This window comes from Acidovorax temperans, from assembly GCF_028596105.1.
Classification (GTDB): Bacteria; Pseudomonadota; Gammaproteobacteria; order Burkholderiales; family Burkholderiaceae_C; genus Acidovorax; species Acidovorax temperans.
The window spans coordinates 2,353,603-2,377,041 of sequence record NZ_CP117193.1 but is presented as its reverse complement, the minus strand read 5'-3'; the positions used below and the strand labels follow the sequence as shown (position 1 = coordinate 2,377,041).

20 protein-coding genes are annotated in these 23,439 nt (G+C 63.4%); 12 read left to right on the top strand and 8 right to left on the bottom strand.

Annotation, left to right across the window (positions count from 1 at the left end):
- Positions 1 to 132: 132 nt before the first annotated feature.
- Together PQV96_RS11195 and PQV96_RS11190 are read right to left on the bottom strand one after the other, a co-directional pair.
- Positions 133 to 855 carry a hypothetical protein gene (locus tag PQV96_RS11195; RefSeq protein WP_273622942.1) on the bottom strand — a complete coding sequence of 241 codons (723 nt, stop codon included), beginning with the start codon at positions 853 to 855 and terminating at the stop codon, positions 133 to 135.
- Complete coding sequence (locus tag PQV96_RS11190; protein ID WP_066697741.1) at positions 852 to 1,433, bottom strand: peroxidase-related enzyme; 582 nt, start codon at positions 1,431 to 1,433, stop codon at positions 852 to 854. Before PQV96_RS11190 ends, PQV96_RS11195 begins: the two co-directional genes overlap by 4 nt.
- Positions 1,434 to 1,529: 96 nt before the next feature.
- Here PQV96_RS11190 and PQV96_RS11185 point away from each other — a divergent pair, with 96 nt between their 5' ends.
- Entirely contained in the window at positions 1,530 to 1,922 is a 393-nt protein-coding gene (locus PQV96_RS11185; RefSeq protein WP_066697743.1) for a carboxymuconolactone decarboxylase family protein, read from the top strand.
- A gap of 6 nt (positions 1,923 to 1,928) precedes the next feature.
- Here the strand turns inward: PQV96_RS11185 and PQV96_RS11180 are convergent, their stop codons facing one another.
- Positions 1,929 to 2,474, bottom strand: a complete 546-nt coding sequence (locus tag PQV96_RS11180; RefSeq protein ID WP_044402105.1) for a PAS and helix-turn-helix domain-containing protein — start codon at positions 2,472 to 2,474, stop codon at positions 1,929 to 1,931.
- 123 nt (positions 2,475 to 2,597) lie between these two features.
- Between PQV96_RS11180 and PQV96_RS11175 the strand changes: the two genes are divergently transcribed.
- The 6 genes from PQV96_RS11175 to PQV96_RS11150 all read left to right on the top strand — a co-directional run bounded on the left by PQV96_RS11175 (position 2,598) and on the right by PQV96_RS11150 (position 8,087).
- A complete protein-coding gene (locus tag PQV96_RS11175; protein ID WP_066696721.1) occupies positions 2,598 to 3,305 on the top strand; it encodes a CoA transferase subunit A in 708 nt (235 codons plus the stop codon).
- 32 nt (positions 3,306 to 3,337) lie between these two features.
- Positions 3,338 to 3,979: a CoA transferase subunit B gene (locus PQV96_RS11170; protein WP_066696707.1), complete on the top strand. Its 642-nt coding sequence runs from the start codon at positions 3,338 to 3,340 to the stop codon at positions 3,977 to 3,979.
- Positions 3,980 to 4,128: 149 nt separating this feature from the next.
- Positions 4,129 to 5,334, top strand: a complete 1,206-nt coding sequence (locus PQV96_RS11165) for an MFS transporter (protein WP_273622933.1) — start codon at positions 4,129 to 4,131, stop codon at positions 5,332 to 5,334.
- Between the two features lie 130 nt (positions 5,335 to 5,464).
- A complete protein-coding gene (locus PQV96_RS11160; protein WP_207373363.1) occupies positions 5,465 to 6,520 on the top strand; it encodes a methionine ABC transporter ATP-binding protein in 1,056 nt (351 codons plus the stop codon).
- A 5-nt stretch (positions 6,521 to 6,525) separates the two neighbouring features.
- Positions 6,526 to 7,191 carry a methionine ABC transporter permease gene (locus PQV96_RS11155; protein WP_044402037.1) on the top strand — a complete coding sequence of 222 codons (666 nt, stop codon included), beginning with the start codon at positions 6,526 to 6,528 and terminating at the stop codon, positions 7,189 to 7,191.
- Positions 7,192 to 7,460: 269 nt separating this feature from the next.
- Complete coding sequence (locus PQV96_RS11150) at positions 7,461 to 8,087, top strand: Lcl C-terminal domain-containing protein (RefSeq protein ID WP_207373362.1); 627 nt, start codon at positions 7,461 to 7,463, stop codon at positions 8,085 to 8,087.
- Positions 8,088 to 8,108: 21 nt separating this feature from the next.
- Here PQV96_RS11150 and PQV96_RS11145 read toward each other — a convergent pair whose 3' ends face one another.
- Positions 8,109 to 9,845, bottom strand: a complete 1,737-nt coding sequence (locus PQV96_RS11145) for a cation:proton antiporter domain-containing protein (protein ID WP_207373361.1) — start codon at positions 9,843 to 9,845, stop codon at positions 8,109 to 8,111.
- Between the two features lie 242 nt (positions 9,846 to 10,087).
- Between PQV96_RS11145 and PQV96_RS11140 the strand changes: the two genes are divergently transcribed.
- Positions 10,088 to 11,179, top strand: coding sequence for a DUF6817 domain-containing protein (locus PQV96_RS11140; protein WP_207373360.1), 1,092 nt, complete (start codon positions 10,088 to 10,090; stop codon positions 11,177 to 11,179).
- Positions 11,180 to 11,330: 151 nt separating this feature from the next.
- The gene (locus tag PQV96_RS11135) at positions 11,331 to 12,128 is read left to right on the top strand and encodes a MetQ/NlpA family ABC transporter substrate-binding protein (RefSeq protein WP_207373359.1); all 798 of its coding nucleotides are present in this window, start codon (positions 11,331 to 11,333) and stop codon (positions 12,126 to 12,128) included.
- Positions 12,129 to 12,376: 248 nt separating this feature from the next.
- Here PQV96_RS11135 and PQV96_RS11130 read toward each other — a convergent pair whose 3' ends face one another.
- From PQV96_RS11130 to PQV96_RS11120, 3 genes are all read right to left on the bottom strand, one after another.
- A complete protein-coding gene (locus tag PQV96_RS11130; protein WP_273622920.1) occupies positions 12,377 to 13,615 on the bottom strand; it encodes a GGDEF domain-containing protein in 1,239 nt (412 codons plus the stop codon).
- A gap of 7 nt (positions 13,616 to 13,622) precedes the next feature.
- Complete coding sequence (locus PQV96_RS11125; RefSeq protein ID WP_273622917.1) at positions 13,623 to 14,666, bottom strand: ABC transporter substrate-binding protein; 1,044 nt, start codon at positions 14,664 to 14,666, stop codon at positions 13,623 to 13,625.
- A 242-nt stretch (positions 14,667 to 14,908) separates the two neighbouring features.
- The gene (locus PQV96_RS11120; protein WP_066696686.1) at positions 14,909 to 15,523 is read right to left on the bottom strand and encodes an FMN-dependent NADH-azoreductase; all 615 of its coding nucleotides are present in this window, start codon (positions 15,521 to 15,523) and stop codon (positions 14,909 to 14,911) included.
- 145 nt (positions 15,524 to 15,668) lie between these two features.
- Between PQV96_RS11120 and PQV96_RS11115 the strand changes: the two genes are divergently transcribed.
- Entirely contained in the window at positions 15,669 to 16,616 is a 948-nt protein-coding gene (locus PQV96_RS11115; RefSeq protein WP_273622912.1) for a LysR family transcriptional regulator, read from the top strand.
- A gap of 137 nt (positions 16,617 to 16,753) precedes the next feature.
- Positions 16,754 to 17,641 carry an HDOD domain-containing protein gene (locus PQV96_RS11110; protein WP_273622910.1) on the top strand — a complete coding sequence of 296 codons (888 nt, stop codon included), beginning with the start codon at positions 16,754 to 16,756 and terminating at the stop codon, positions 17,639 to 17,641.
- A gap of 60 nt (positions 17,642 to 17,701) precedes the next feature.
- On the opposite strand, the gene argA is transcribed toward PQV96_RS11110, so the two are convergent.
- Entirely contained in the window at positions 17,702 to 19,048 is a 1,347-nt protein-coding gene (gene argA / locus PQV96_RS11105; RefSeq protein ID WP_198847020.1) for an amino-acid N-acetyltransferase, read from the bottom strand.
- Between the two features lie 197 nt (positions 19,049 to 19,245).
- Here argA and hrpA point away from each other — a divergent pair, with 197 nt between their 5' ends.
- Positions 19,246 to 23,292 carry an ATP-dependent RNA helicase HrpA gene (hrpA, locus tag PQV96_RS11100; RefSeq protein ID WP_273622905.1) on the top strand — a complete coding sequence of 1,349 codons (4,047 nt, stop codon included), beginning with the start codon at positions 19,246 to 19,248 and terminating at the stop codon, positions 23,290 to 23,292.
- Positions 23,293 to 23,439: the final 147 nt, after the last annotated feature.

Sequence of the window (23,439 nt, the reverse complement as noted above, 5' to 3'; positions counted from 1 at the left end):
CCTTTTGGTAGCTAGGTTGAGTGAAATCTAATGAAAAGTGGCTGCAGCGCTTTCTGGGTAAGCGCTGGTAGCTATCAAATAAAGAGCAAACTTCTGCCGACACCCTGCTGGGTGGGTTGGCTTAGTCTGCGTTCAAGGCAGCACCACGCACTGCCACAGCGGCATGCCCCGGTCTTGCGCAGCACCCAGCAGCAGAACGCGCTGCAGGCCCGGCAGGAAGCGGATGGCCGTTTGGGGCGCGGTGTAGGCGGCGGTGTCGTTCAGCCGCTCCACCAGTTGCAGGTGGCGGCCAGAGGGAACGTGCGTGATGGTGAGCGTGCGGGTGCCGGTGTGCAGCGTTTGCGGGATACGTCCTTCGGTGCCATAAAAGCCGCCCCGCACGGTGCGCACGCGTTGCGTGCCGGCAAAGGTGGTGTGGATGCGCAATTGCCCGTCAGTGCTGGTGCAGTCGTCGGTAAAGCCTGCGGCGCAGGTCATGGGCAGCAGTTCGCTGTGCTGCACCGCGTGCACATCTGGCCCTTTGGCTTCACTGAGGGGCACGTTGATCAGTCGGGCGCAAGTGGCCGTGGCTTCTACACGCCACGCTATGGCCAGGGGGTGGTCTTCGATGTCCAGGCGCTGCACCCCCAGGCCTGCTGCGACCCAATAAGTGGGCGGTTGCCCGCCGTTGTGCAACAGCGAATGGCTGGGCCAGGGCTGCATGCGGCCCGCAGGCAGCGCGATAGGCAAGGGGTGCAGGGGCAGGGCGTTGGGCTGGCCCGCCACCCATTGAAAGCCACCCGCCACTGCCCCCGCGCAGCCCAGGCTCGCAAGCCCGCTGGCCGCCGTGCGCAGCAGCCAGGGCAGCTGCGTCATGCCTTGGTTTTGGGCAGCCGGCCCATGGCGTAAAACTCGGGGTTGGGCACCATGCCCGCGAAGCTGGCCATGCGGTTGCTCAGCCCGAAGAATGCCGTGATGGCTGCGATGTCCCAGATGTCCTCATCGTCAAAACCATGCGCGTGCAGGGAGGTGAAATCGGCCTCTTCGATGGCGTGCGAGTTCTGGCAGACCTTCATCGCAAAGTCGAGCATGGCGCGCTGGCGTGGCGAGATGTCGGCCTTGCGGTAGTTCACCGCCACCTGGTCGGCCACCAGAGGTTTTTTCTCGTAAATGCGCAAGATGGCGCCATGGGCCACCACGCAGTACAGGCACTGGTTGGCCGCGCTGGTGGTGGTGACGATCATCTCGCGCTCACCCTTCGTCAGGTTGCCTTCTTCTTTGAGCATGAGGGCATCGTGGTATGCGAAGAAGGCCCTCCATTCGGCCGGACGGCGCGCAAATGCCAGGAAGACGTTGGGAATGAAACCCGCCTTTTCCTGCACTTCCAGGATGCGGGCACGGATGTCTTCGGGCAGGCTGTTGAGGTCGGGGTGGGGAAAGCGGGGCGTGGTCATGGGGTGTCTCCGGTTCTTGTGGTGCACGGCTTGATTTGCCTACGCATCATCATAGGATTGCCGCCGCAGTTTCTTCCCTTTCCAGAAGGTACCTTGATGACCACTTCCGCTTCCAAAGATTTTGAAAAAGGCCTCGCCACCCGCAAGCAGGTGATGGGCGAAGACTTTGTGGCGAATGCCTTTGCCAACGCCACCGAGTTCACCATGCCCATGCAGGAATACATCACGCGCAACGCGTGGGGCGATGTGTGGCAACGCCCTGGGCTCGACATGAAAACACGCAGCCTGGTCACCGTGGCCCTGCTCGCCGCGCTGGGCAAGCAGCATGAACTCAAGGGCCACGTGCGTGGCGCGCTCAACAACGGCGCCACTGCGCAGGAGATTCAAGAGGTGCTGCTGCACACCAGCATTTACTGCGGCGTGCCCACGGCGGTGGATGCCTTCCGCTCGGCCGCCGAGGTGATTGACGGGCCCAAGAAGCCTGCCTGACGGTGTTTACTGCCCCGCCAGCAGCTTGTGCACCAGGTCTGCCGCTGTGGATGCGTTGTACTTGCGCATGAGGCGGGCGCGGTAGATTTCGACCGTGCGGTGGCTGATCTCCAGGGCCTTGCCGATTTCCTTGGAGGTGAGCCCTTCCAGCAGGCGGGCGGCCACCTCGCGTTCGCGCCCGGTGAGTTCAGCGCGCACGGGCCGCTGCGAGCTGAGGTCTTCAAAACTCCAGATGCCCGAGGCGTGCGGGTCGTCGCGATTGAGCGCGCGGCCCGACACATGGCACCAGAACAGCTCGCCATTGGCGCGCTTCATCACGCGGTTGTCGGCGTAGTGGCCCTTGGCGTTGAGGATAGGCGCCATGTGTGCGCCCAGGCGTTCGTACTCATCGGCGCTGGGATAGAGAATCTGGAACGACTGGCCCATCAATACCTCGCGCGACGCGCCAAACATTTCGCACACATGGCGGTTGCAGTCCACCATCGTGCGGTTGCGTGAAAGCACCAGGCCCACGGGGGCCAAGTCAAAAGCCAATCGGTAATCTACGTCCATGGGGCGGGGTGGTTGTTCTGGGCGGGGCGGGCCCCAATGAGGGCAAATCTTTACGGGGTACTACTTACGGGTCTACGTAGTATCGTAGTGCATCCCAATCCAAATATTCGCAAGGAGATCGCGGTGAACAAGTTATTTCCCTCCGCAGCCAAGGCGCTCGAAGGCGTGGTGGCTGACGGCCAGCTGCTGGCCGTGGGCGGCTTCGGGCTGTGCGGCATCCCGGAAGCCCTGATTGATGCCTTGCGCGACTCGGCCGTGAAGGACCTCACGGTTATCTCCAACAACGCCGGCGTGGACGGTTTTGGCCTGGGCAAGCTGCTGGAGACCCGGCAGATCAAGAAGATGATTTCTTCGTACGTGGGTGAAAACAAAGAGTTCGAGCGCCAGTACCTTGCGGGCGAGCTGGAGCTGGAATTCACCCCCCAGGGCACGCTGGCCGAAAAGTTGCGTGCGGGCGGTGCGGGCATTCCTGCCTTCTTCACCAAAACCGGCGTGGGCACCATCGTGGCCGAAGGCAAGGAGCTGCGCGAGTTTGATGGCGAAACCTATGTGATGGAGCGCTCGCTGGTGCCCGATGTGTCGCTGGTCAAGGCCTGGCGTGCCGACAAGGCCGGCAACCTGCAGTTCCGCCTGACGGCGCGCAACTTCAACCCTGCGGTGGCGATGGCTGGCAAGCTGTGCATCGTCGAGGTGGAAGAGGTGGTGGAAACCGGCGCCATGGCGCCCGACCAGATCCATCTGCCCGGCATTTACGTGCACCGCATCGTGCACAACCCCACGCCCGAAAAGCGCATTGAAAAGCGCACCATCACCGAAAAGGCTGGCGTCTGAGCCCGTACTACTGAACCGCTGGAGAACGAACTATGTCGTGGAGTCAAGACCAAATGGCGGCCCGTGCCGCCCAAGAGCTCGAAGACGGCTTTTATGTGAACCTGGGCATTGGCATCCCCACCCTGGTGGCCAACTTTGTGCCTGCCGATAAGGAAGTGTGGCTGCAGTCCGAAAACGGCATGCTGGGCATTGGCCCCTTCCCGACCGAAGACGAAGTGGATGCCGACCTGATCAACGCCGGCAAGCAGACCGTCACCACCATCAAGGGCTCATCCATCTTTGGCAGCGACCAATCGTTTGCCATGATCCGGGGCGGCAAGATCAACCTGTCCATCCTGGGCGCGATGCAAGTCAGCGAAAAGGGCGACCTGGCCAACTGGATGATCCCCGGCAAGATGGTCAAGGGCATGGGCGGTGCCATGGACCTGGTGGCGGGCGTCAAGCGGGTGATCGTGCTCATGGAGCATGTGGCCCGCAAGAAGGACGGCACTGAAGACCTGAAGATTCTGCCCAGCTGCACCTTGCCCCTGACGGGCGTGGGCGTGGTAGACCGCATCATCACCGACCTGGGCGTGATGGACGTGACGCCCGAAGGCCTGAGGCTGGTGGAATTGGCTCCTGGCGTGAGCTTTGAGCAGATCCAGTCCAAAACCGGCGTGACCTTGCTGCGCTGAACCACCGCTGTTTGCAAACTGAATGAAGAGGCCGATTGCCCTGGGTGGCAGTCGGCCTTTTTTTGTTTGCATTTCCGCCTCGCGCACGAATGCAGGGCATTGCAGACCCTGCCCAGCGCTCTGTTGACGAAGCCGTGACAATCGCCGCCATGCATTCCACTTCCCCTGAATCCACCCAACGCACGTTGCGCTTCATGGCGCTGGCGGCTTTTGCCAGCATGGCCTCGATGCGCGTGTGCGACCCGATGCTGCCGGCCTTGTCCCAGGAGTTCAACGTCAGCACCGGTGATGCCTCGGCCGTGATCGCGGCCTTTGCGGTGGCGTATGGCGTGCTGCAACTGTTTTATGGCCCGCTGGGCGACCGTCTGGGCAAAACCCGCGTGGTGCTGGGGGCCACGTCGGCGTGTGCGTTCTTCAGCGCCATCACGGCGCTGGCGCCCAACCTCACGGCGCTGGTGGTATCGCGGGCGGCCATGGGCGCTTCGGCGGCGGGCATCATCCCGCTGTGCATGGCCTGGATTGGCGACCAGGTGCCCTACGAGCAGCGCCAGGAGACTTTGGCCGGGCTGATGGTGGCCACGGTGTCGGGGATGATGGCCGGCCAGTGGTTTGGCGGCTTTGCGGTGGAGGCGCTGGGCTGGCGCGTGGCATTTGCGGTGCTGGCGTTCCTGTTTGCCACGGCTGCCACACTGCTGTGGCGGCAGGTGAATGCGTCCACGCCAGGTGTTGGCAGCGCGAGTCAATCCTCTGCGCCTTTTTCATTGGCCGCTTACCTTGCCAACACCCGCCAGTTGCTGGCCATGCCGCGCGTGCGCTGGGTGCTCACTGTGGTCACCATTGAAGGCGCACTGGCGTTTGGCACGCTGGCCTTTGTGCCCAGCCGCATGGTGGAGGGGTATGGCCTCTCGGCAGCGGCCGCGGGCGGGGGGATGGTGCTGTTTGGCATTGGCGGTCTGGTGTACAGCTTGTTCGCGCGCCGTTGGCTGGCTTTGCTGGGTGAGCATGGGTTGGCGCTGCTGGGTGCCAGCGCCATCGCCACCGGCTTGTTGCTGCTGGCTTGGTCGCCCTCCGTGGCGTGGGCCGTGGCGGGCTGCTTTGCGGCGGGGCTGGGCTTTTACATGCTGCACAACACCCTGCAGACGCAGGCCACGCAGATGGCGCCGCAGGCGCGGGGCATGGCGGTTACGCTGTTTGCGTGCCTTCTGTTTCTGGGGCAGTCAGCCGGTGTGTTTTTGATGGCATTGAGCGTGGACAGGGGCTGGCTGGTGTCTGTGTTCACGGCGGCGGCGGTGGGGGTGATTGCCCTGAGCGTGGTCATTTCGCGGTCATTGCGCCTGCGCAGTGCTGCGGCGTAATAACCTGCGCTTCTTATGACGTAATTATTCGATGGTTTGATTTTTTATAGCGAAGTTATACAGTCCAGCCCCTTACCCAACTTTCCAGCGCCGCAGCGGGTGATGCACCTGGGCGGCGCGATTTGTTTGCATGATTCATTTACGGGGCATCACCCAGACGTACCAGGGTTCACAAGGCCCGGTGGAGGCCCTGCGGGGCATTGACCTGCAGATCACCCCAGGCGAGGTGTTCGGCATTATCGGGCGCAGCGGCGCGGGCAAAAGCTCGCTGGTGCGCGTCATCAACCTGCTCAACCGGCCCACGCGGGGCGAAGTCATCGTCAATGGCCGCGACCTGACCAAGCTGAACGACTCGCAGTTGCGCGAGGCGCGCCGCGACATCGGCATGGTGTTCCAGCACTTCAACTTGCTGTCGTCACGCACCGTGTACGACAACGTGGCTTTGCCGCTGGAGCTGGCGGGCATGGACAAAGCCGCCATTCGCGAACGTGTGAGCCCGCTGCTGGAGCTGGTGGGCCTGGCCGCGCTGGCCGACCGCTACCCCGCGCAAATCAGCGGCGGCCAAAAGCAGCGCGTGGGCATTGCACGCGCGCTGGCCAGCCGGCCCAAGGTGCTGCTCAGCGACGAGGCCACCTCGGCGCTGGACCCGGAGACGACCCGCTCGATCCTCGACCTGCTGCGCCAGGTGAACCGTGAGCTGGGCCTGACGGTGGTGCTCATCACCCACCAGATGCAGGTCATCAAGCAGGTGGCCGACCGCGTGGCCGTGATCGACGCCGGCCAGATCGTGGAACAAGGCCGGGTGCTGGACGTGTTCACCCGCCCCCAAAAGCCCATCACCAAGAGCCTGATCGACGAAATCCTGCCGCAAGAGCTGCCCGCCAGCGTGCTGCAGCATGTGCACCAGCTGGCCAGCCAGTTGCGCACCACGGCGCCGGGGCATGTAGGCCAGTTGCTGCGCCTGTCGTACTCGGGCGACAACGCCTACCAGCCGGTGCTCTCGCGCATGGTGCGCGAGTACGGCGTGGACATGAGCATCCTGCACGGGCAGGTCGATGAAATCCAGGACCAGACCTTTGGCTCGCTGGCACTGTATGCCACGGGCGAGCCAGCGCGCCTGAACGGGGCGGTAGAGCATTTGCGCGCCAGCGGCGTGGAAGTGCAAGTTGTTGAGAGCGGGAGGTAAGGGCCATGTTTGCAAATTTCACCGAAGCCATGCTGGAGCTGTTTGTCACCTCGCTGTGGGAAACCATCGTCATGGTGGGCATTTCAGGCGTGGTGGGGGCTCTGCTGGGCATTCCCCTGGGCGTGTTTCTGCGGTTGACCGACCATGGCGGCGTGCTGGAAAACGGCCCCGTCAACAAGCTGGTGGGCTGGGTTGTGAACGCGGTGCGCTCCACGCCTTTCATCATCTTGCTGGTGGCCATCATTCCGCTCACGCGCTTTGTGACGGGCTCGTCAATCGGCACGGCCGCCGCCGTGGTACCGCTCACCATTGCTGCGGCGCCCTTTGTGGCCCGATTGGTGGAATCTGCCTTGCGTGAGGTGGACCACGGTTTGGTCGAGGCCGCCCAGGCCATGGGCGCCACCACCAGCCAGATCGTCTGGAAGGTGCTGCTGCCCGAGGCGCTGCCCGGCATTGTGGCGGGCCTGACCATCACCTTCGTGAGCCTGACCGGTTATTCGGCCATGGCCGGTGCCATTGGCGGCGGCGGGCTGGGTGATCTGGGCATACGCTACGGTTACCAGCGCTTTCTGCCGGAAATCATGCTGGCCGTGGTGCTGGTGCTGATCTTCTTCGTGCAGGCCGTGCAAAGCCTGGGCGACTGGGCGGTGCGCAAGCTCAGCCACCGCTAAAGCCTGGGGGCTTCGCAGCCCAGGGCTGTTGTTTGCTTCTCTTTTGATAGCTGCCAGCGCTTGCCGGATAAGCGCTGGCGGCTATTTTTGTTTGAGGTTGATTGGCGGCTGCTGACCATAGGCCCGAAGCCTATGGCAAAAGCAGGGCAGGGCTCCAGAGCACGGCTTTGGATCTGCATCAGAGCGCGCCGTGGTGAACTGGGCAAAGTGGCCGCGTGGATGTACAAACGCATTACCGGCCTGGCCGAGTGCATGAAAGAATGGCTGCCATGAAACGTCTTCAACCTCTGTCGATCTCCCATCGGGTTGCCGTGTCCATGCTGCGGGGCGCGTGCGTGGCCTGGCTGGGCTTTGCCAGCGCGGGTGCCGCGATTGCGCAGGCCGAACCGGTGGCTGCCAACGGACTGGTGGTGTCTGCAGACGGCACCTACGTGACCGATGAGCGGCTCAAACTGATCTGGGCACGCTGCGTGGAGGGCATGGCCTGGGATGGCAAAACCTGCACCGGCAAGCCGCTGATGCTGAACCGCGCCGAGGCGCGGGCCCGCGCGGTGGAGCGCTGGAAGGCTGAGGGCGTGAACTGGCGCCTGCCGCGCGTTCCAGAGCTGCAGCGCCTGTTCAACAAATCGGCCCAGCCACCAGGGCTGGATTTGACGGTGTTCCCCGCCGCGCCGCTGGACTGGACCTGGACATCGACCTCCGACGTGAAGTCGGCGCAGCAAAACCAATACGCCTATGGCAACGCGATGCAGAGCCGCACTGGCAGCACGGTCAACCAGATGTCGTATTTGCATGGCTGGGCGGTGCACATGCGCACGGGGGAGTCGCGCAAGGACGTGAGCAAGGACGCGAAGCTGCCGGTGCGGCTGGTGCGGCCGCTGCCTGTAGAGCCCTGAATCCGCGCCAGCCCGCCGCCCTCAGTGCTGCGGGCTTGTCTGCAGGGGGGCGCGTGCTGATGCCGGGTCGGCCTCGAAGCGCTGCAGGATATGCCGCGTCATGGCCTGGGTCAGGGCTTCGTCGCGCACCACCACCGTGCCCACCTGGTCGGCGCGCAGCAGGGCTGATTCTTCTTCGCTGTGGCTGCGCACCACGATCTCGATGTTGGGGTTCAGCGCACGGGCAATTTCGACCATCTGCCGCACATGCAGGGTGTCTGGGATGGCAATGACCAGGATGGCGGCGTTGGCGATATGGGCCTGGATCAGCACTTCCGGCTCTGCTGCGTTGCCCGACACGGCGGCAATGCCCGCGTGGCGCAGTGATTCCACCAGTTCCCGGTTTTGCTCGGCCACGATGCAGGGAATGCTGGCCGCAGCCAGAGCCTTGGCAATGCCCCGGCCCACCTGGCCGTAGCCCACCAGCACCACTTGCCCTTCCAGATATTTGCGCTCGGTGCTCATCGGCAGCTCGGCAAAGGGGTCGTCGCGCCTTTCCAGCTCGCGGGCCAGTTCTGAGCGTTTGAGCAGCCAGGCTTGCAGCGGCGCGATGGCCGCAAACAGCAAGGGGTTCAGCGCAATCGAGATCAAGGCACCCGCCAGCACCAGGCTCATGCCCACGGCAGGCAGCAGCCCCAGGGCTACGCCCAGGCCGGCCAGGATGAACGAAAACTCGCCGATCTGCGCCAGACTGGCCGCCACGGTCAGGGCCGTGTTCAAGGGGTAGCGGAACGACAGCACCAGCGCCAATGCCGCCAGCGATTTGCCCACCATGATGATGGCCACCACGCCCAGCACGGGTAGCGGCTGTTCCACCAGCACCCTGGGCTCAAACAGCATGCCCACCGATACAAAAAACAGCACCGAGAACGCATCGCGCAGCGGCAGCGACTCTTGTGCGGCGCGGTGACTGAGGGCCGATTCGCGCATCACCGTGCCAGCGAAGAAGGCCCCTAAAGCGAACGAAACGCTGAACAGTGCCGAAGCCCCGTAGGCAATGCCGATGGCCGCAGCAATCACCGACAGCGTGAACAATTCGCGCGAGCCCGTTTTCACCACCTGCCACAGCAGCCAGGGCAGCACGCGGCGGCCTACCAGCAGCATCAGGGCGATGAATGCCGCCACCTGTAGCAGGGTCTGGCCCAAAGCCTGCCACAGCGGGCGTGCCTCTTCGGCAGGCGCTGCGCCACCACCCAGCAAACCGGCCAGCGGCGGCATCAGCACCAGCACCAGCACGCAGGCCAGGTCTTCCACCACCAGCCAGCCCACGGCAATGCGGCCATTCATCGAATCGAGCACGCCCCGTGCCTCCAGGGCCTTGAGCAGCACCACCGTGCTGGCGCACGAGAGCGACAGCCCAAAAATCAAACCGCTGCCCACGCCCCAGCCCATCCACCACGCCAGCCCCATGCCCAGCAGGGTGGCCACGCTCATCTGCACCACCGCCCCCGGCACCGCCAGGCGGCGCACCGAGAGCAGGTCGCCCAGTGAAAAGTGCAGGCCCACGCCAAACATCAGCAGCATCACGCCAATTTCAGACAACTGCGAGGCGATGTGCACATCGGCCACAAAACCTGGCGTGGCAGGGCCAATCAGAATGCCGGCCAGCAGGTAGCCCACCAGGGCCGGCAGGCGCAGCTTTTCGGCGAGGAAGCCAAGCACCAGCGCCCCGCCAAATCCGGCAGCGATGGTGGTGATCAAGGTCAGGTTGTGGTCCATGCCTGGTGGAAGGTGTGGGTCAGCCAAGAAAGAGGGAGGCCGCAGAGAATCCCGGCGCGATGGCCGGCAGCCAAGCGCGGCACAACGTTGGTGCAGTATCAGGCAAAGCAGCTTCTGTTCCAACCGTTCTGCTCTGGCAAGGGCTTTACCGCGTGGCTTCTCGGTGTGTTCGCGCCATACTTGGCACACAACAACGTGCCGCATGAGCACGCCACTCAACCCCGATTGGAGACAACACCACCATGCCCATTCCGTTCCAGACCTTCGACCCTGACCTGTTTGCCCGCGCACAGCCCCTGCTGGATGACGAGTGGCTGGCCCGCGACCCTGAACTGGCGCCCGTGCTGCCCACCGTGCTGGCCCGCAATGTAGGGCAGGACTGGCACAAGGCGGGCACCTTTCGGCACCACCTGGTGGGGGTGACCCGTTCGCTCACCGTGTGGCAGCAACCGCGCGATGTGCGCCTGCTGGGCTTGCTGCACAGCGTGTATGGCAATGCGTTTGTGGATCTGGTCAAGTTTGACCCTGCCAGCGAACGTGCGCGCCTGCGTGAGCTGGTGGGCGAAAGCGCCGAGCACTTGGTCTACCTGTTTTGCACGCAGTCGCGCACGCAGTTTGTGCAGAAGGTACTGGGGCAGGGCATGGAGGAGGACGGTAGCCTGTTGCTCGACAAGGACGCCACGCAGCACCGGCTCACGCCCTACGAGGTGGCCGCCTTCACCATCGTGAGCATGGCAGACACCATTGAGCAGTGGTTCAGCTGGCAGGACGATATCTACTCGCGCTTTCCGCATGTGCAGCACAGGCCGCAGGCGGTGCACTGGGCGGCATCGCTGTGGCCGGGGCCCATGCGCCCCACCGGCCGCATGGTGCACCAGATCAATGGGCTGTCCAAAGCGCTGAAGCACCCCGGCCTCAAGGGCTTGCTGCCCACGCCGCCGGTGTTCGGGCACTGCAATCACCACTTGTCGGCTGCCAACGAGGCCGCAGCGGCATCGCTGTATTGGTCGGTCATCCAGCAAGACCAGCCTTTGGTGGACCTAGACGTGGCCACGGGCGTGCTTGAAAGCGCAGTGCGCCACAACCCCTGGGTGGGCGAGCCGCAAATGGTGTTGGCGCAGCTGTACCTTGCCGCTGGCCGCCACGACGATGCCAGGCAGGCCGCCAGCAGCGCACTGCACCTGTTCAGCGCCTGGGGCAATTCGTGGGACAAGCGCGTGCAGTGGGACGCCTGGGTGGCCTGGACGCGCATCCTGCTGCAAGCCGCCGAGGGCGGGCCCTGGCCAGAACGCCTGGACAAGCTCAACAACGTGGCGCTGCGCGGAGCGCATTGAAGCTGGCGGGCCCAGTTTGCATGCGGCCGTGGCTGCCACGGCTGATGCGCTTCATACTAATTACTGGCTAAGATAATTAAAACTTATTCTTTTGAGTTTTAAGAATTGCTGCGTACGATCGGAAACATCTCCATACGAAAGGTGTTTTTCTGTGAACAAGCGCTCTCTGTTGCAATCCGCCCTCGCTCTGGCCCTGGTGTCTGGTTTTTCTGCCAGCGCCATGGCGCAAGACAAGCCCTTGAAAATTGGCGTGACGGGTGGCCCCCACGCACAGATTTTTGAAGTGGTGAAGAAGGTTGCCGAGAAAGACGGCCTGAAGATCCAGGTCATCGAGTTCAGCGACTACGTGCAGCCCAATGCCGCGCTGGCTTCGGGTGACCTGGACGCCAACAGCTACCAGCACAAGCCTTACCTGGACCAGCAGGTGAAAGACCGTGGCTACAAGTTCGTGTCTGCGGGCTACACCGTCAACTTCCCCATCGGTATCTACTCCAAGAAGATCAAGAGCCTGAACGACCTCAAGCAAGGTGCGAAGTTTGGTATTCCGAACGACCCCACCAATGGCGGCCGCGTGCTGCTGGTGCTACAGGACAAGGGCCTGATCAAGCTGCGCCCCGAAGCGGGCCTGAAGGCCACGCCGCTGGACGTGATCGACAACCCCAAGAAGATCAAGTTCGTGGAGCTCGACGCCGCCCAGTTGCCCCGTTCGCTGGATGACCTGGACGCGTCTGCCATCAACACCAACTTCGCGCTTTCCGCAGGCCTGAACCCTGGCAAGGACGCCATTGCGCAGGAAAGCGCGAAGAGCCCCTACGTCAACCTGATCGCAGTGCGCGAAGCCGACAAGGACAAGCCCTGGGTGAGCAAGCTGGTCAAGGCCTACCAGTCGGAAGAAGTGCGCAAGTTCATCCAGACCGAGTTCAAGGGCGCTGTGATCCCTGGTTTCTAAGGGTCAGGTGGGTGCCGGTGGCGACGTCGGTGCCCAGGCTCCAACACTCAGCGGGCTTCGGCCCGCTTTTTTTCGGCTGTGCTGGGGTGAATGCGCTGAATGACGTGCCGCCGCCCGCTCAGGCAGTGGAGTGGGTGATGCAGCCCCCACGCCGGTCATTTAAGTGAAATTAGCCTCTAAGGCGCTCTGGGTAAGCGCTACCAGCTATTGATTTGGTAGCGATTGTGCCCGTTAGGCGACTTGCTCGTTCAAGCGCCAGCAACCACCTGTTGCCGGCCTGCCGACTTGGCCTGGTAGACCAGGGTGTCTGCGCGCGAGAGCAGGGCAAGGGCATCCTCGCCCGGCCGGTAGGCCGTGACCCCGAAGCTCGCGCTGATGTACACCGAGCCCCCCCGGGGGTTGGGCACCGCGTGTTGCGGCAGGGCGTCGCACAGCCGGTGGGCTATGGCGATGGCGGCTTCGAGCGGGGTTTCGGGCAGCACCAGCACAAACTCTTCACCGCCGTAGCGCGCAATCCAATCTACGCCTTGGCGCAGCGCGCCCGCGACATGCTTTGCTGCACTGCGCAAGACTTCATCGCCCAACTGGTGGCCGTGCTGGTCGTTGAACTGCTTGAAGTGGTCAATGTCCATGAACACCACCGCCAGCGGGCGGTGGTATCGCTGGGCACGTTCGATTTCCTCGGGCAGCTTGTCTTGCAGCGCACGCCGGTTGTAGCAGCCGGTCAGGCCGTCGGTGACGGACAGGTGGCGTATCTCCTCCAGCAGCTTTTCGAGTTGGGCCGTGCGTTCATTCACCAGGTCGTCAAGGTTGTGGATGTGCTCGTGCAATGCCGTCTGCAGCTTGACCACGCCCTGTTCCAGCAGGTCAATCTCATCGCTGTGGGGTTGGGGGGCTCGGTTCAGCCGCAAGGGAGTGGTCAGCTGGTGGGGAGTGAGTTCGCTCGCAAAACCGGCAACGGTGGACAGCGGCTTTTGCAGCAACTGCTTGAGCATGAAGGCAATCAGCGCGCAAATGCTGGCGGTGAGTGCGCTGTAGCCCAGCAAGATGCGCAGTGCCTCGGCCTGCAACCCTTGCCACAGGTACTGCGGGTTGCCGCTCAGGTGCAGCACGCCCAGCGCCTGGGTGCCGTGCGGGGCGTAGATGGTGATGCTGCGTATCGCTTCTTGCAGGGCCAGTTCAGAGTTGCCTGCCTCAAACACCTGGCCCCCGGCGGCCTGCAGCCGGGCAAAACCGATGGCAGGCTTCTTGGCAATGAATTGCAGCTGGGCCTGGACGGCCTGGGTTTCAATGTCCCACAGCGCGGCGGCCAGCAGGGGCACGCTGGTGTTGGCCACATCGCTCATCACGGCCTCGAACTGCCTTTGGTGCTCGGAGCGCAGCAGCCAGCTCTGCACGCAGAAAAAGACCACCATGCACAGCACCGCCAGCACGATGGTGCGCTGGATCAGCACGCTGGCAATGGAGCGAAAGGGACGCGCGGTCATACAGCGATTAAAGCAACTGCTCGAAGCCAAACTGGTAGCGCTTCACCTTGGGATTGAGCACCTTGCTGTAGCTGCGCACGTTCAGGCTGGCAAAACCGTTACCGAAGCGCTGCTGGTAGCGCTGGGCCAGATCAGGGGTAAGCAGGGCGAACATGGGGCGTTCCAGCTCCAGCCCTTCGGAGGCGAAGTCGCGCCCGCGATGGTAGTCATAGACCATGACCAAGGCCCACGCACCCGCAATGAAATGCCCGCCTGCCAACGCTGTGAGCTGCCCGTTGCGCAAGCGCTTGATGGCTTCTGTGGTGGTATTGACGGAGCTGAACCACATGTCCTGGCCAGGCGCTGCCGTGCCGGCCTTGGCGAGTGCATCCATGGCACCAAAAGCCATCAGGTCGCTTCCTGTCCACACCAGACGGGCCTGGGGGTGGCGCTGCTGCAGCCAGGTCATCTGCTCTTCAGCTTTGGTGCGCGACCAGCCCGCGTACACCGTCTGGTGCAGCACCACATCGGGTGCCTCACCCACGGCCTTGAGCATGCCTTCGTTGCGCTGAATGGAGGAGGTGGTGGACCGGTCCCCCGCAATCGCCAACAGATGCAGCTTGCCATCCGGGCCATGGGCGCGTTGGGCTCTGCCCGCGGCAATCAGTGCCTGGGCGGTGAGATAGCCGGCATCCGTGGCCCGAGGTTCCAGTGATCCGATCCAGTGACTGAAGCGCTCCCGTGGCCCGCCGTTTTCTGCCTTCTGGGCGGCGGTGAGGGTGCTGAAGGCCAGGAACACGCGGATGCCGCTGCCTTCGAAAATCCGCAGCATCTCGGGGCCGGTGCCGTAGTCGTTGGTGAGGATGACGTAGTCGGGTCGTTTGTCAGCCGGACGGGCGACGATGGAGCGGGCGATTTCAAACGAGCGCACGTGCTCTCGCCGCACAAAATATTCTTCCAGTGGCACACCCAGACTGCGCGCGGCAGCGTTCATCGACTCACTGACCGTGCGCCAATACGGCTCGTCTGGATGTCCGGGATTGATGAATGCTACCGCCTGGGCCCAGCCCATGAAGGGAAGGCCACAGACCAAAAACGCCAACAACCGACGCACATACGAAGCTGCCAAATCAATCGTCCCAGGTACCCACTCACATCTCGTACATCACCGAAAGATGCATACAGTGTAAGTGTGACATTACTGCGTGGTTTTTTGTGCGTGGGGGTAATAATTGTTTGCAAATGAAAAAAGCCCCGGCTTCTGAATGTTGCGCATGGGTGCAACATTCAGAAGCCGGGGCTTTGTAGAGACGGTCAGGCCGCTGTGTGCTGGCGCGTGTGCTCAGCGGCGGCAGCCAGGGCTTGCGCCTTGGCTTCCGGGCCCATGGCGACGCCTTCGGCGCGCACGAAGCGCACGTCCGTCACACCAAAGAACCCCATCACGGTCTGCAGGTAGCTTTCCTGGTGCTCCATGGCCTGGCCACCAGCGCTGGTCGAATAAACGCCACCCCGTGCAGATGCCACGATCACGGTCTTGCCCTTGGCCAGGCCTTCGGGGCCGTTGGCACCGTATTTGAACGTGCGGCCTGGCTGGGCGATGCGGTCAATCCAGGCCTTGAGCTGGGTGGGGATGCCAAAGTTGTAGAACGGGGCGCCAATGACCACCACGTCTGCTGCCAGGAACTGGCTCACGAGCTGTTCGGACACGGCGTTTTCACGCTTCTGCGCTTCTGTCAAACCGTCGGTCTGGCCAGTGCGGGGGGCCATTGCGTCCATCGTGAAATGGTTGGGGGCGTTGACAGCCAGGTCCAGGTAAGTGACTTGGGTGCCTGGGTGGCTGGCCTTCCAGGCTTCCACGACCTGGGCCGTGAGTTGACGCGAAACGGAAGCATCGCCAGTGATGGATGAGTCGATGTGAAGCAGTTGCATGGGGTTCTCCTCGTTAAGTTGCCGCGACGGTCACGGCTTGAGGAGAATTGTCGATTTGTTCACAAAATTTGATAAGCCGCCCGAATCGCGATAGATTGTTCTATTAATGGAACAGTATTCAAGCTGACAACGGAGGGAGCGCGACGTGCAAGATCTGAATGACATGCTGTACTTTGCCGAGGTGGTGGAGCGTGGCGGCTTTGCTGCCGCCGGCCGGGCGCTGGGCATTCCTAAATCGCGACTCTCCAGGCGTGTGTCTGATCTGGAAGCCCATCTGGGTGTGAGGCTCTTGCAGCGCACCACCCGCAAGCTGTCATTGACCGAAGTGGGAGAGGCTTACCTGCGGCACTGCCAGTCCATTCGCGAATCGGCCCAGGCGGCGGCTGATGCAGTGGCCCAGGTGCAGACCGAGCCGCGTGGCACCGTGCGGGTGAGTTGCCCCGTGACCCTGGCCCAGACCGTACTTGCTGAATTGATGCCTACCTTCCTGGCCCAGCACCCTTTGGTTCGCGTGGAAATGCAGGTGACCAACAGGGCGGTGAACGTGGTGGAAGAGGGCATTGACGTGGCGCTGCGGGTGCGTCCCTCGCTCGAAGACAGTGCCAGCATGGTGGTCAAACGCCTGGACCAAGCCCGCCAGGTGCTGGTGGCCAGCCCTGACTTGCTCATTCGCCAGGGCACGCCCACCAAGCTGGAAGACCTTGCCAAGCTGGACAGCATTGCCATGTCGGCGCCCGACGGACGGGCTTCCTGGAACTTGATCGGCCCCGGTGGCGCCCACCAGGTGGTGCATTACACCCCGCGCTACGTCGCAGATGACCTGCTCACCCTTAAATTTGCCGCCGTGGCGGGTACGGGTATTTGCTGGCTGCCCGATTACATGTGCCAGGAGGAGATGCGCGACCGGCGACTGGTGCGCGTGCTGCCCGACTGGGCGCCTCAGCCTGCCATCGTGCATGCAGTGTTCGCGTCTCGCAGGGGGCTCTCGCCTGCAGTGCGGCGGTTTTTGGACTACCTGGGCGAGACCATGCCGGGGCGCAACAGCCTGGACAGCCGCGCGGGACTGCACGGCGTGGGCGGCGCTGGTATTTGAGGTGCTGGGGAGGCGGGCATTGCGCAATGCCCCCTCGTTACCGTGCGGCAGATCCTTCCGCGGATCTTTTGGCTGCACAATGCAACCAATTGAAACCGTGTCGAACCCGTACCGAAAGCGCGACCATGCCGGCTTTGATGTCAGTGCGATCCCCCGCCGCGACCTCCCACTCCATAGACCATGACATCGAGACAGCCCGCGCCCACCCCAGCGTGCGCGCCATCGTCATTCCGCCCTGCCCAGACTCGCTGGTGAGGTTGCAGGAGATCGCGTCGGCCCCCGAGCTCGATTCGCAGGCCTTGGAGCAACTGGCTTCGTCAGACGTGGCCATGGCGGCTGCACTGATCCGTACCGCCAACAGCCCGTTGTACGGCTTGGCGCAACCAGTGCAGACCGTGGGCATGGCACTCACGGTGCTGGGCTTGCAGCCCGCCCTGGAGTTGCTTACTGCGTTCATCACCCGCAATGCACTGCATGTGCGTACTCCGCTGCTGGAACATTTTTGGGAAAGCTCCCAGCGCAAGGCCATCGCCTGCGAATACATTGGCCGCCAGCTTTACAGCTTTGACCCGGGGCTGGGCTACAGCTTCGGTCTTTTCTGCCACGTGGGCATGCCTGTGCTGGTGAAGGCAGTGCGCGGCTATGCAGGCACGGTGACGGAAGCCCTGGCGCGCAAGGACCGCACCTTCACGCAAACCGAGAATGCCGCACACCGCACGGACCATGCGGTGATGGGCGCCATCGTGGCGCGCACCTGGCATCTGCCCCCTGATGTGGCCCAGGCCATCTGGCTGCACCACGACTTTTCCTGCCTGAGCGATGAACGATTCGATGCCACCGTGCGGCATCTGGTAGCGCTGGGGTTGCTGGCGGAATATTTGGTCCACCACCACGAAAACCTGACGCCGACCCGTGAATGGACGCTGCACGGCCAGGCATGCATGGACCACCTGCATGTCACGCAGGATGAGCTCAACCACTGGATCGACGAGCTTTACCCGGCCTTCGAGGCCGTGGCGTTGTAGTCGCTTTGGTCAGTCAGGGCTGCCCGGCATGGCTGCGCATGCAGCTCGCCGGGCAGTAAATCAGAGCTTTTTCACCAGCACCTGGCTGCGGCGGTCCCAGTTGTACTTGCGCTTGCGTGCATCGGGCAGCCAGTCAGGGTCCACGGGCTGAAAGCCGCGTTTGATGAACCAGTGCATGGTGCGGGTGGTCAGCACAAAGATGCTGTCCAGCCCCATGGCGCGGGCGCGCTGCTCAATGCGCTTGAGCAGCTTTTCACCGTCGCCCGTGCCCTGGCTTTGGGGCGATACCGTGACCGCCGCCATCTCCGCTGTCTTGGCTTCGGGGTAGGGGTAGAGGGCTGCGCAACCAAAAATCACCCCATCGTGCTCGATCACGGTGTAGGTGGCGATATCGCGCTCGATTTCGGTGCGGTCGCGCTTGACCAGCGTGCCATCTTTCTCGAACGGCTCGATCAGTTGCAAGATGCCGCCCACGTCATCAATGGTGGCCTCGCGCAGCTCTTCCAGCTTTTCGTCGATGACCATGGTGCCGATGCCGTCGTGCACATACACCTCCAGCAGCAGCGAGCCGTCGAGTGCAAACGGAATGATGTGGCTGCGCTCCACGCCCGCTTTACAGGCCTTCACGCAGTGCTGCAAATAAAACCCCGTATCAGTCGGTTGCTGCGCGGGCGGCAGCTTTGCCAGCAAGGCCTGTGCTGCCGCCAGCGGCAGTTCGGTGTCGATGGGGTTGTCCTCGCTCTCGGGCTCGGTGGGCTGCATGCGAATGCCGGGCACTTCCGTGAGGAAAATCAGCTTGTCTGCCCGCAACTCAATCGCCACGCTGGTGGCTACTTCTTCCATGCTCAGGTTGAACGCCTCGCCCGTGGGGGAAAAACCAAAGGGTGACAGCAGCACCAGCGCGCCCATGTCCAGCGTGCGCTGGATGCCGGCCACATCCACCTTGCGCACCAGGCCCGAGTGCTGGAAATCCACCCCATCCACAATGCCCACGGGCCGTGCGGTGAGAAAGTTACCTGAAATTACCCGCACCGTGGCGCCTGCCATGGGCGTGTTTGGCAACCCCTGGCTGAAGGCGGCTTCAATCTCGTAACGCAACTGGCCAGCGGCTTCCTGCGCGCAATCCAGCGCCACCGAATCCGTGATGCGGATGCCGTGCGAGTACTTGGCGGCGTGCCCCTTGGCGGCCAACTGTTCATTCACCTGAGGGCGGAAGCCGTGCACCAGCACGATCTTGACCCCCATGGCCTGGATCAGCGCCAAGTCTTGCGCAATGTTGTGCAGCTTGCCGGCGGCAATGGCCTCACCCGTCAGCCCGATCACAAAGGTCTGGTTGCGAAACTTGTGGATGTAGGGCGCCACCGACCGGAACCAGGGCACGAAAGTGAAATTGAAAACGGCAGACATGGCGGTGGGGAAGAAGCCTTGGAATATGCAGGAGGCACAGATGACGGAAGGCGACCGCCGGGGTCGCCAAGTCGCGCATCATAAGCATGCGAAGCGCTGATGTGTGGAAAAAAGAAGTGGCATGAAACCGTGGAAACAGCGTGGCCACGGTTTGTTTCGGGCTGGAACAGGGGCGTGGCTATCGATAATGCACGGCTATGTCTTCAGAACAGCGTCCGCCAGAGCTTCCCCGCACCCCTTCGCGCCCCGCAGCCCCCCTGCACATCGAGTTTCCTGAGTCGCTTCCGGTATCGGGCAAGCGCGAAGAGATCATGGCTGCCATCGAAAAGCACCAGGTCGTCATCGTGTGCGGCGAGACGGGTTCGGGCAAGACCACGCAGCTGCCCAAGATTGCGCTGGCACTGGGCCGGGGCAAGTGCAATGCCAAGCCGGGGCAAAAAGGCCAGCTGATTGGCCACACCCAGCCACGCCGCATTGCCGCCAGCAGCGTGGCCAAGCGCATTGCCGAAGAGCTGAAGACACCGCTGGGCGAGGTGGTGGGCTACAAGGTGCGCTTCCAGGACCGGCTGAGCCGTGATGCCTCCGTCAAGCTGATGACGGACGGCATTTTGCTGGCCGAGACGCAGACTGATCCGCTGCTCAAAAACTACGACACGCTCATCATCGACGAGGCGCACGAGCGCAGCCTCAACATCGACTTTCTGCTGGGCTATATCCGCCAGATCCTGCCGCGCCGGCCAGATCTGAAAGTTATCGTCACCTCGGCCACCATCGACGCGGACCGGTTTGCCAAACACTTTGAGAGCGCCAAAGGCCCCGCGCCCGTCATCATGGTGTCGGGCCGCACCTTTCCGGTGGAGCAGCGCTATCGCCCGTTTGAAGACAGCCGCGACTACGGCCTGAACGAGGCCATTGCCGATGGGGTGGATGAGCTGTGGCAGGGCAATGCGGGTGGAGACATATTGATCTTCCTGCCAGGCGAACGCGAGATCCGCGAGGCGGCCGACCACCTGCGCAAGCACTTGTCGCACCAGCCGGTAATGCGCAACGCCGAGGTGCTGCCACTGTTCGCGCGCCTGTCGCAGGCCGAGCAAGACCGTATTTTTGATGGCCACACGGGCCGCCGCATCGTGCTGGCCACCAATGTGGCCGAGACTTCGCTCACGGTGCCAGGTATCCGATATGTGATTGACGCTGGCACAGCGCGCGTCAAGCGCTATTCTTTCCGTAGCAAGGTGGAGCAGTTGCTGGTGGAGCCCATCAGCCAGGCTGCTGCCAACCAGCGCGCGGGCCGTTGCGGCCGCGTGGCCAACGGTATCTGTATTCGCCTGTATGACGAGGCGGACTTCAACAGCCGCCCGCGCTTCACCGACCCGGAAATCCTGCGCTCGTCCCTGGCCGGTGTCATCCTGCGCATGAAGTCGCTGCACCTGGGCGACGTAGCGCAGTTTCCGTTCATCGAGGCGCCCTCGGGCCGCGCCATTGCCGACGGCTACCAACTTCTGTCCGAACTGGGCGCGGTGGACGATGCGAACGAGCTGACGCCCATGGGCGTGGAGCTGTCCAAGCTGCCGCTGGACCCGCGCGTGGGCCGCATGATTCTGGAAGCCCGCGAACGCCGAGCGCTGGACGAGGTGCTGGTGATTGCCAGCGCCCTGAGCGTGCAAGATGTGCGCGACCGCCCGCTGGAAGCACAGCAGCAGGCCGACCAGGCGCACGCCAAGTTTGATGACGAAAAGAGCGAGTTCAGCGGCTACCTGAAGCTGTGGAAGTGGATCAACGAAGCTCGGGGCGGGGCACCCAGCCTGCCATCGGCCCGTGCGCAAAAGGCCATGGCGCTCAAGAAAGCGCCTTCGCAGGCCATCTTGCCCGTGGGGCAGCGGGTAGCAGCGCCAGCGGCCGCCACGGCTGCAACACCTGAGGTCGCACCCACGCACAAGCTCAGCAACCGCCAGTACGAGGCACTGCTGCGGCAGAACTTCATCAGCATCCGCCGCCTGCGCGAGTGGCGCGACATCCACACCCAGCTGCTCACGGTGGTGACCGAGCACGGCTGGCGCATCAACACGCAACCGGCCAGCTATGAGCAGATTCACCTGTCGATGCTGGCAGGCCTGCTGGGCAACGTGGGCTGCAAGAGCGACGAGGACGACTGGTACCTGGGCGCGCGCGGCATCAAGTTTTACAAGCACCCCGGCGCGCACCTGAACAAGAAGCCGGGCCGCTGGATCGTGGCGGCCGAATTGGTGGAGACCACGCGCCTGTTTGGCCGGGGCATTGCCGCGATTGAGCCGCAATGGATAGAGCAGATTGGCGGCCACCTGCTCAAGAAGCAGATGCTGGACCCGCACTGGGAGAAAAAGGCCGCCCAGGTCACTGCGCTGGAGCGCGCCACGCTGTACGGCATCGTCATCTACAACAACCGCCGGGTGGACTTTGGCAAGGTGGACCCCCACGGTGCGCGCGACATCTTTCTGCGCGAGGCGCTGGTGCAGGGCGAGTGGGAAACCCGCCTGCCGTTTCTGGCCGCCAACCAGAAGCTGATCGCCAAGGTGGAAGAGCTGGAGCACAAATCCCGCCGCCAGGACGTGCTGGTGGATGACGAGCTGATCTACGCCTTCTACGACCAGCAGGTGCCACAGGATGTGTGCAGCGGCGCGAGCTTTGAGCGCTGGTACAAGGACGCGAGCCGCGCCAACCCCGAGCTGCTCAAGCTCACCCGCGACGAGCTGATGCGACACGAGGCCGCAGGCATCACCACCAGCGCCTTCCCCAAGACCGTGCGCCTGGGCGGCGTGGACTGCACCGCCAGCTACCTGCACGAGCCAGGTGACCCGCGCGACGGCATCACCGTGACGGTGCCGCTGTTTGTGCTGAACCAGGTGAGCGAGGAGCGCTGCGAATGGCTGGTGCCCGGCATGCTCAAGGACAAAATCCAGGCCTTGCTCAAGAGCCTGCCCCAGCGCCCGCGCAGCCGCTTTGTGCCACTGCCCGAATCGGCCATGCGGCTGGCCGAGCTGTTCACCGCGCCTGAGCGCTTTGGCACTGGCAGCCTGACGGACGCGCTGCTCAAGCAAGTGCGTGACGAGACCTCGCTGGATGTGAAGCGGGCAGACTTCAAGCTCGATATGCTCAGCCCGCATCTGTTCATGAACTTCCGCGTGGTGGACGAGCATGGCCGCCAGCTCGGCCATGGCCGCAACCTGGGCGCGCTCAAGGCCGAATGGGGCGCCAAGGCGCGGGGGGCCTTCCAGGCGCTGGCGGGGCTCAAGCTGGGCGGGCAGGGTGGATCAGAGCAAAAAAGGGCTCCAGCGCCCGAGGGTAAAGCGCAAGCAGCTATTAAAAATGTAGCAAAGGCTACCCCTGCACCGGCTTCAGCACCAACCGCCCCGGCGGGCCAGCGCTACACCACCTGGACGTTTGGTGAGCTGCCCGAACTCATGGAAATCAAAAAGGGCGGACAGACGCTGGTGGGCTTCCCGGCGCTGATCGATGGCGGTGATGCGGTCACCATCGAGGTTTTCGACGAGCCTGAGGTGGCGGCCACCAAGCACCGTGCGGGTCTGCGTCGCTTGTTTGCGCTGCAGATCAAGGACGCGCTCAAGTACCTTGAAAAGAACATCCCCGACCTGCAGAAGATGGCTGTGGCCTATATGCCGCTGGGCACGCAGGATGAGCTGCGTGCCCAGATCATCGATGTGGCGCTGGACCGCGCTTTTCTGCTCGACCCGCTGCCCACCGACGAGGCCGCCTTCAAACGCCGAGTGGACGAAGGCCGGGGCCGCCTGACGCTGATTGCCAACGAGGTGGCTCGCCTGGCGGGCACCATCCTCATCGAATACGCGGCTGCCGCCCGCAAGCTCAAGGACACCAAGAACGCGCCGGACGCTACGGCCGATGTGGCCCAGCAGTTGCAGCGCCTGATGCCCAAGCAGTTCATTGCCCAGGCCCCCTGGGCGCAACTGGCGCACTTTCCGCGCTACCTCAAGGCCGTCACCCTGCGCCTGGACAAGTACCGCGCTGACCCCGCACGCGATGCTGCCAAGCTGGCCGAATTGCGCCCGCAAGAGCAACGCTATTGGCGTCTGGTGGCCGAGCGCAAGGGCGCGGTGGACGCTCGCATGCAAGAGCTGCGCTGGCTGCTGGAAGAGCTGCGCGTGAGCTTCTTCGCGCAAGAGCTGCGCACGCCCCAGCCGGTGAGCGTGAAGCGGCTGGACAAGCTGTGGGCGCAGGTGAACAGCTAACGGTGGGGCTTTGCTGCATGCGCTGTGCCTTGCCCATCAAGGCACACGAGGGGCTCAGCAGATCACGCAGGCGGCTGTGACGGCGATGCCTGTGTCTCGGTCACCTTGGTGACGGCCTGGCGGGCGATCCCCATTGCCCGCTTGCCT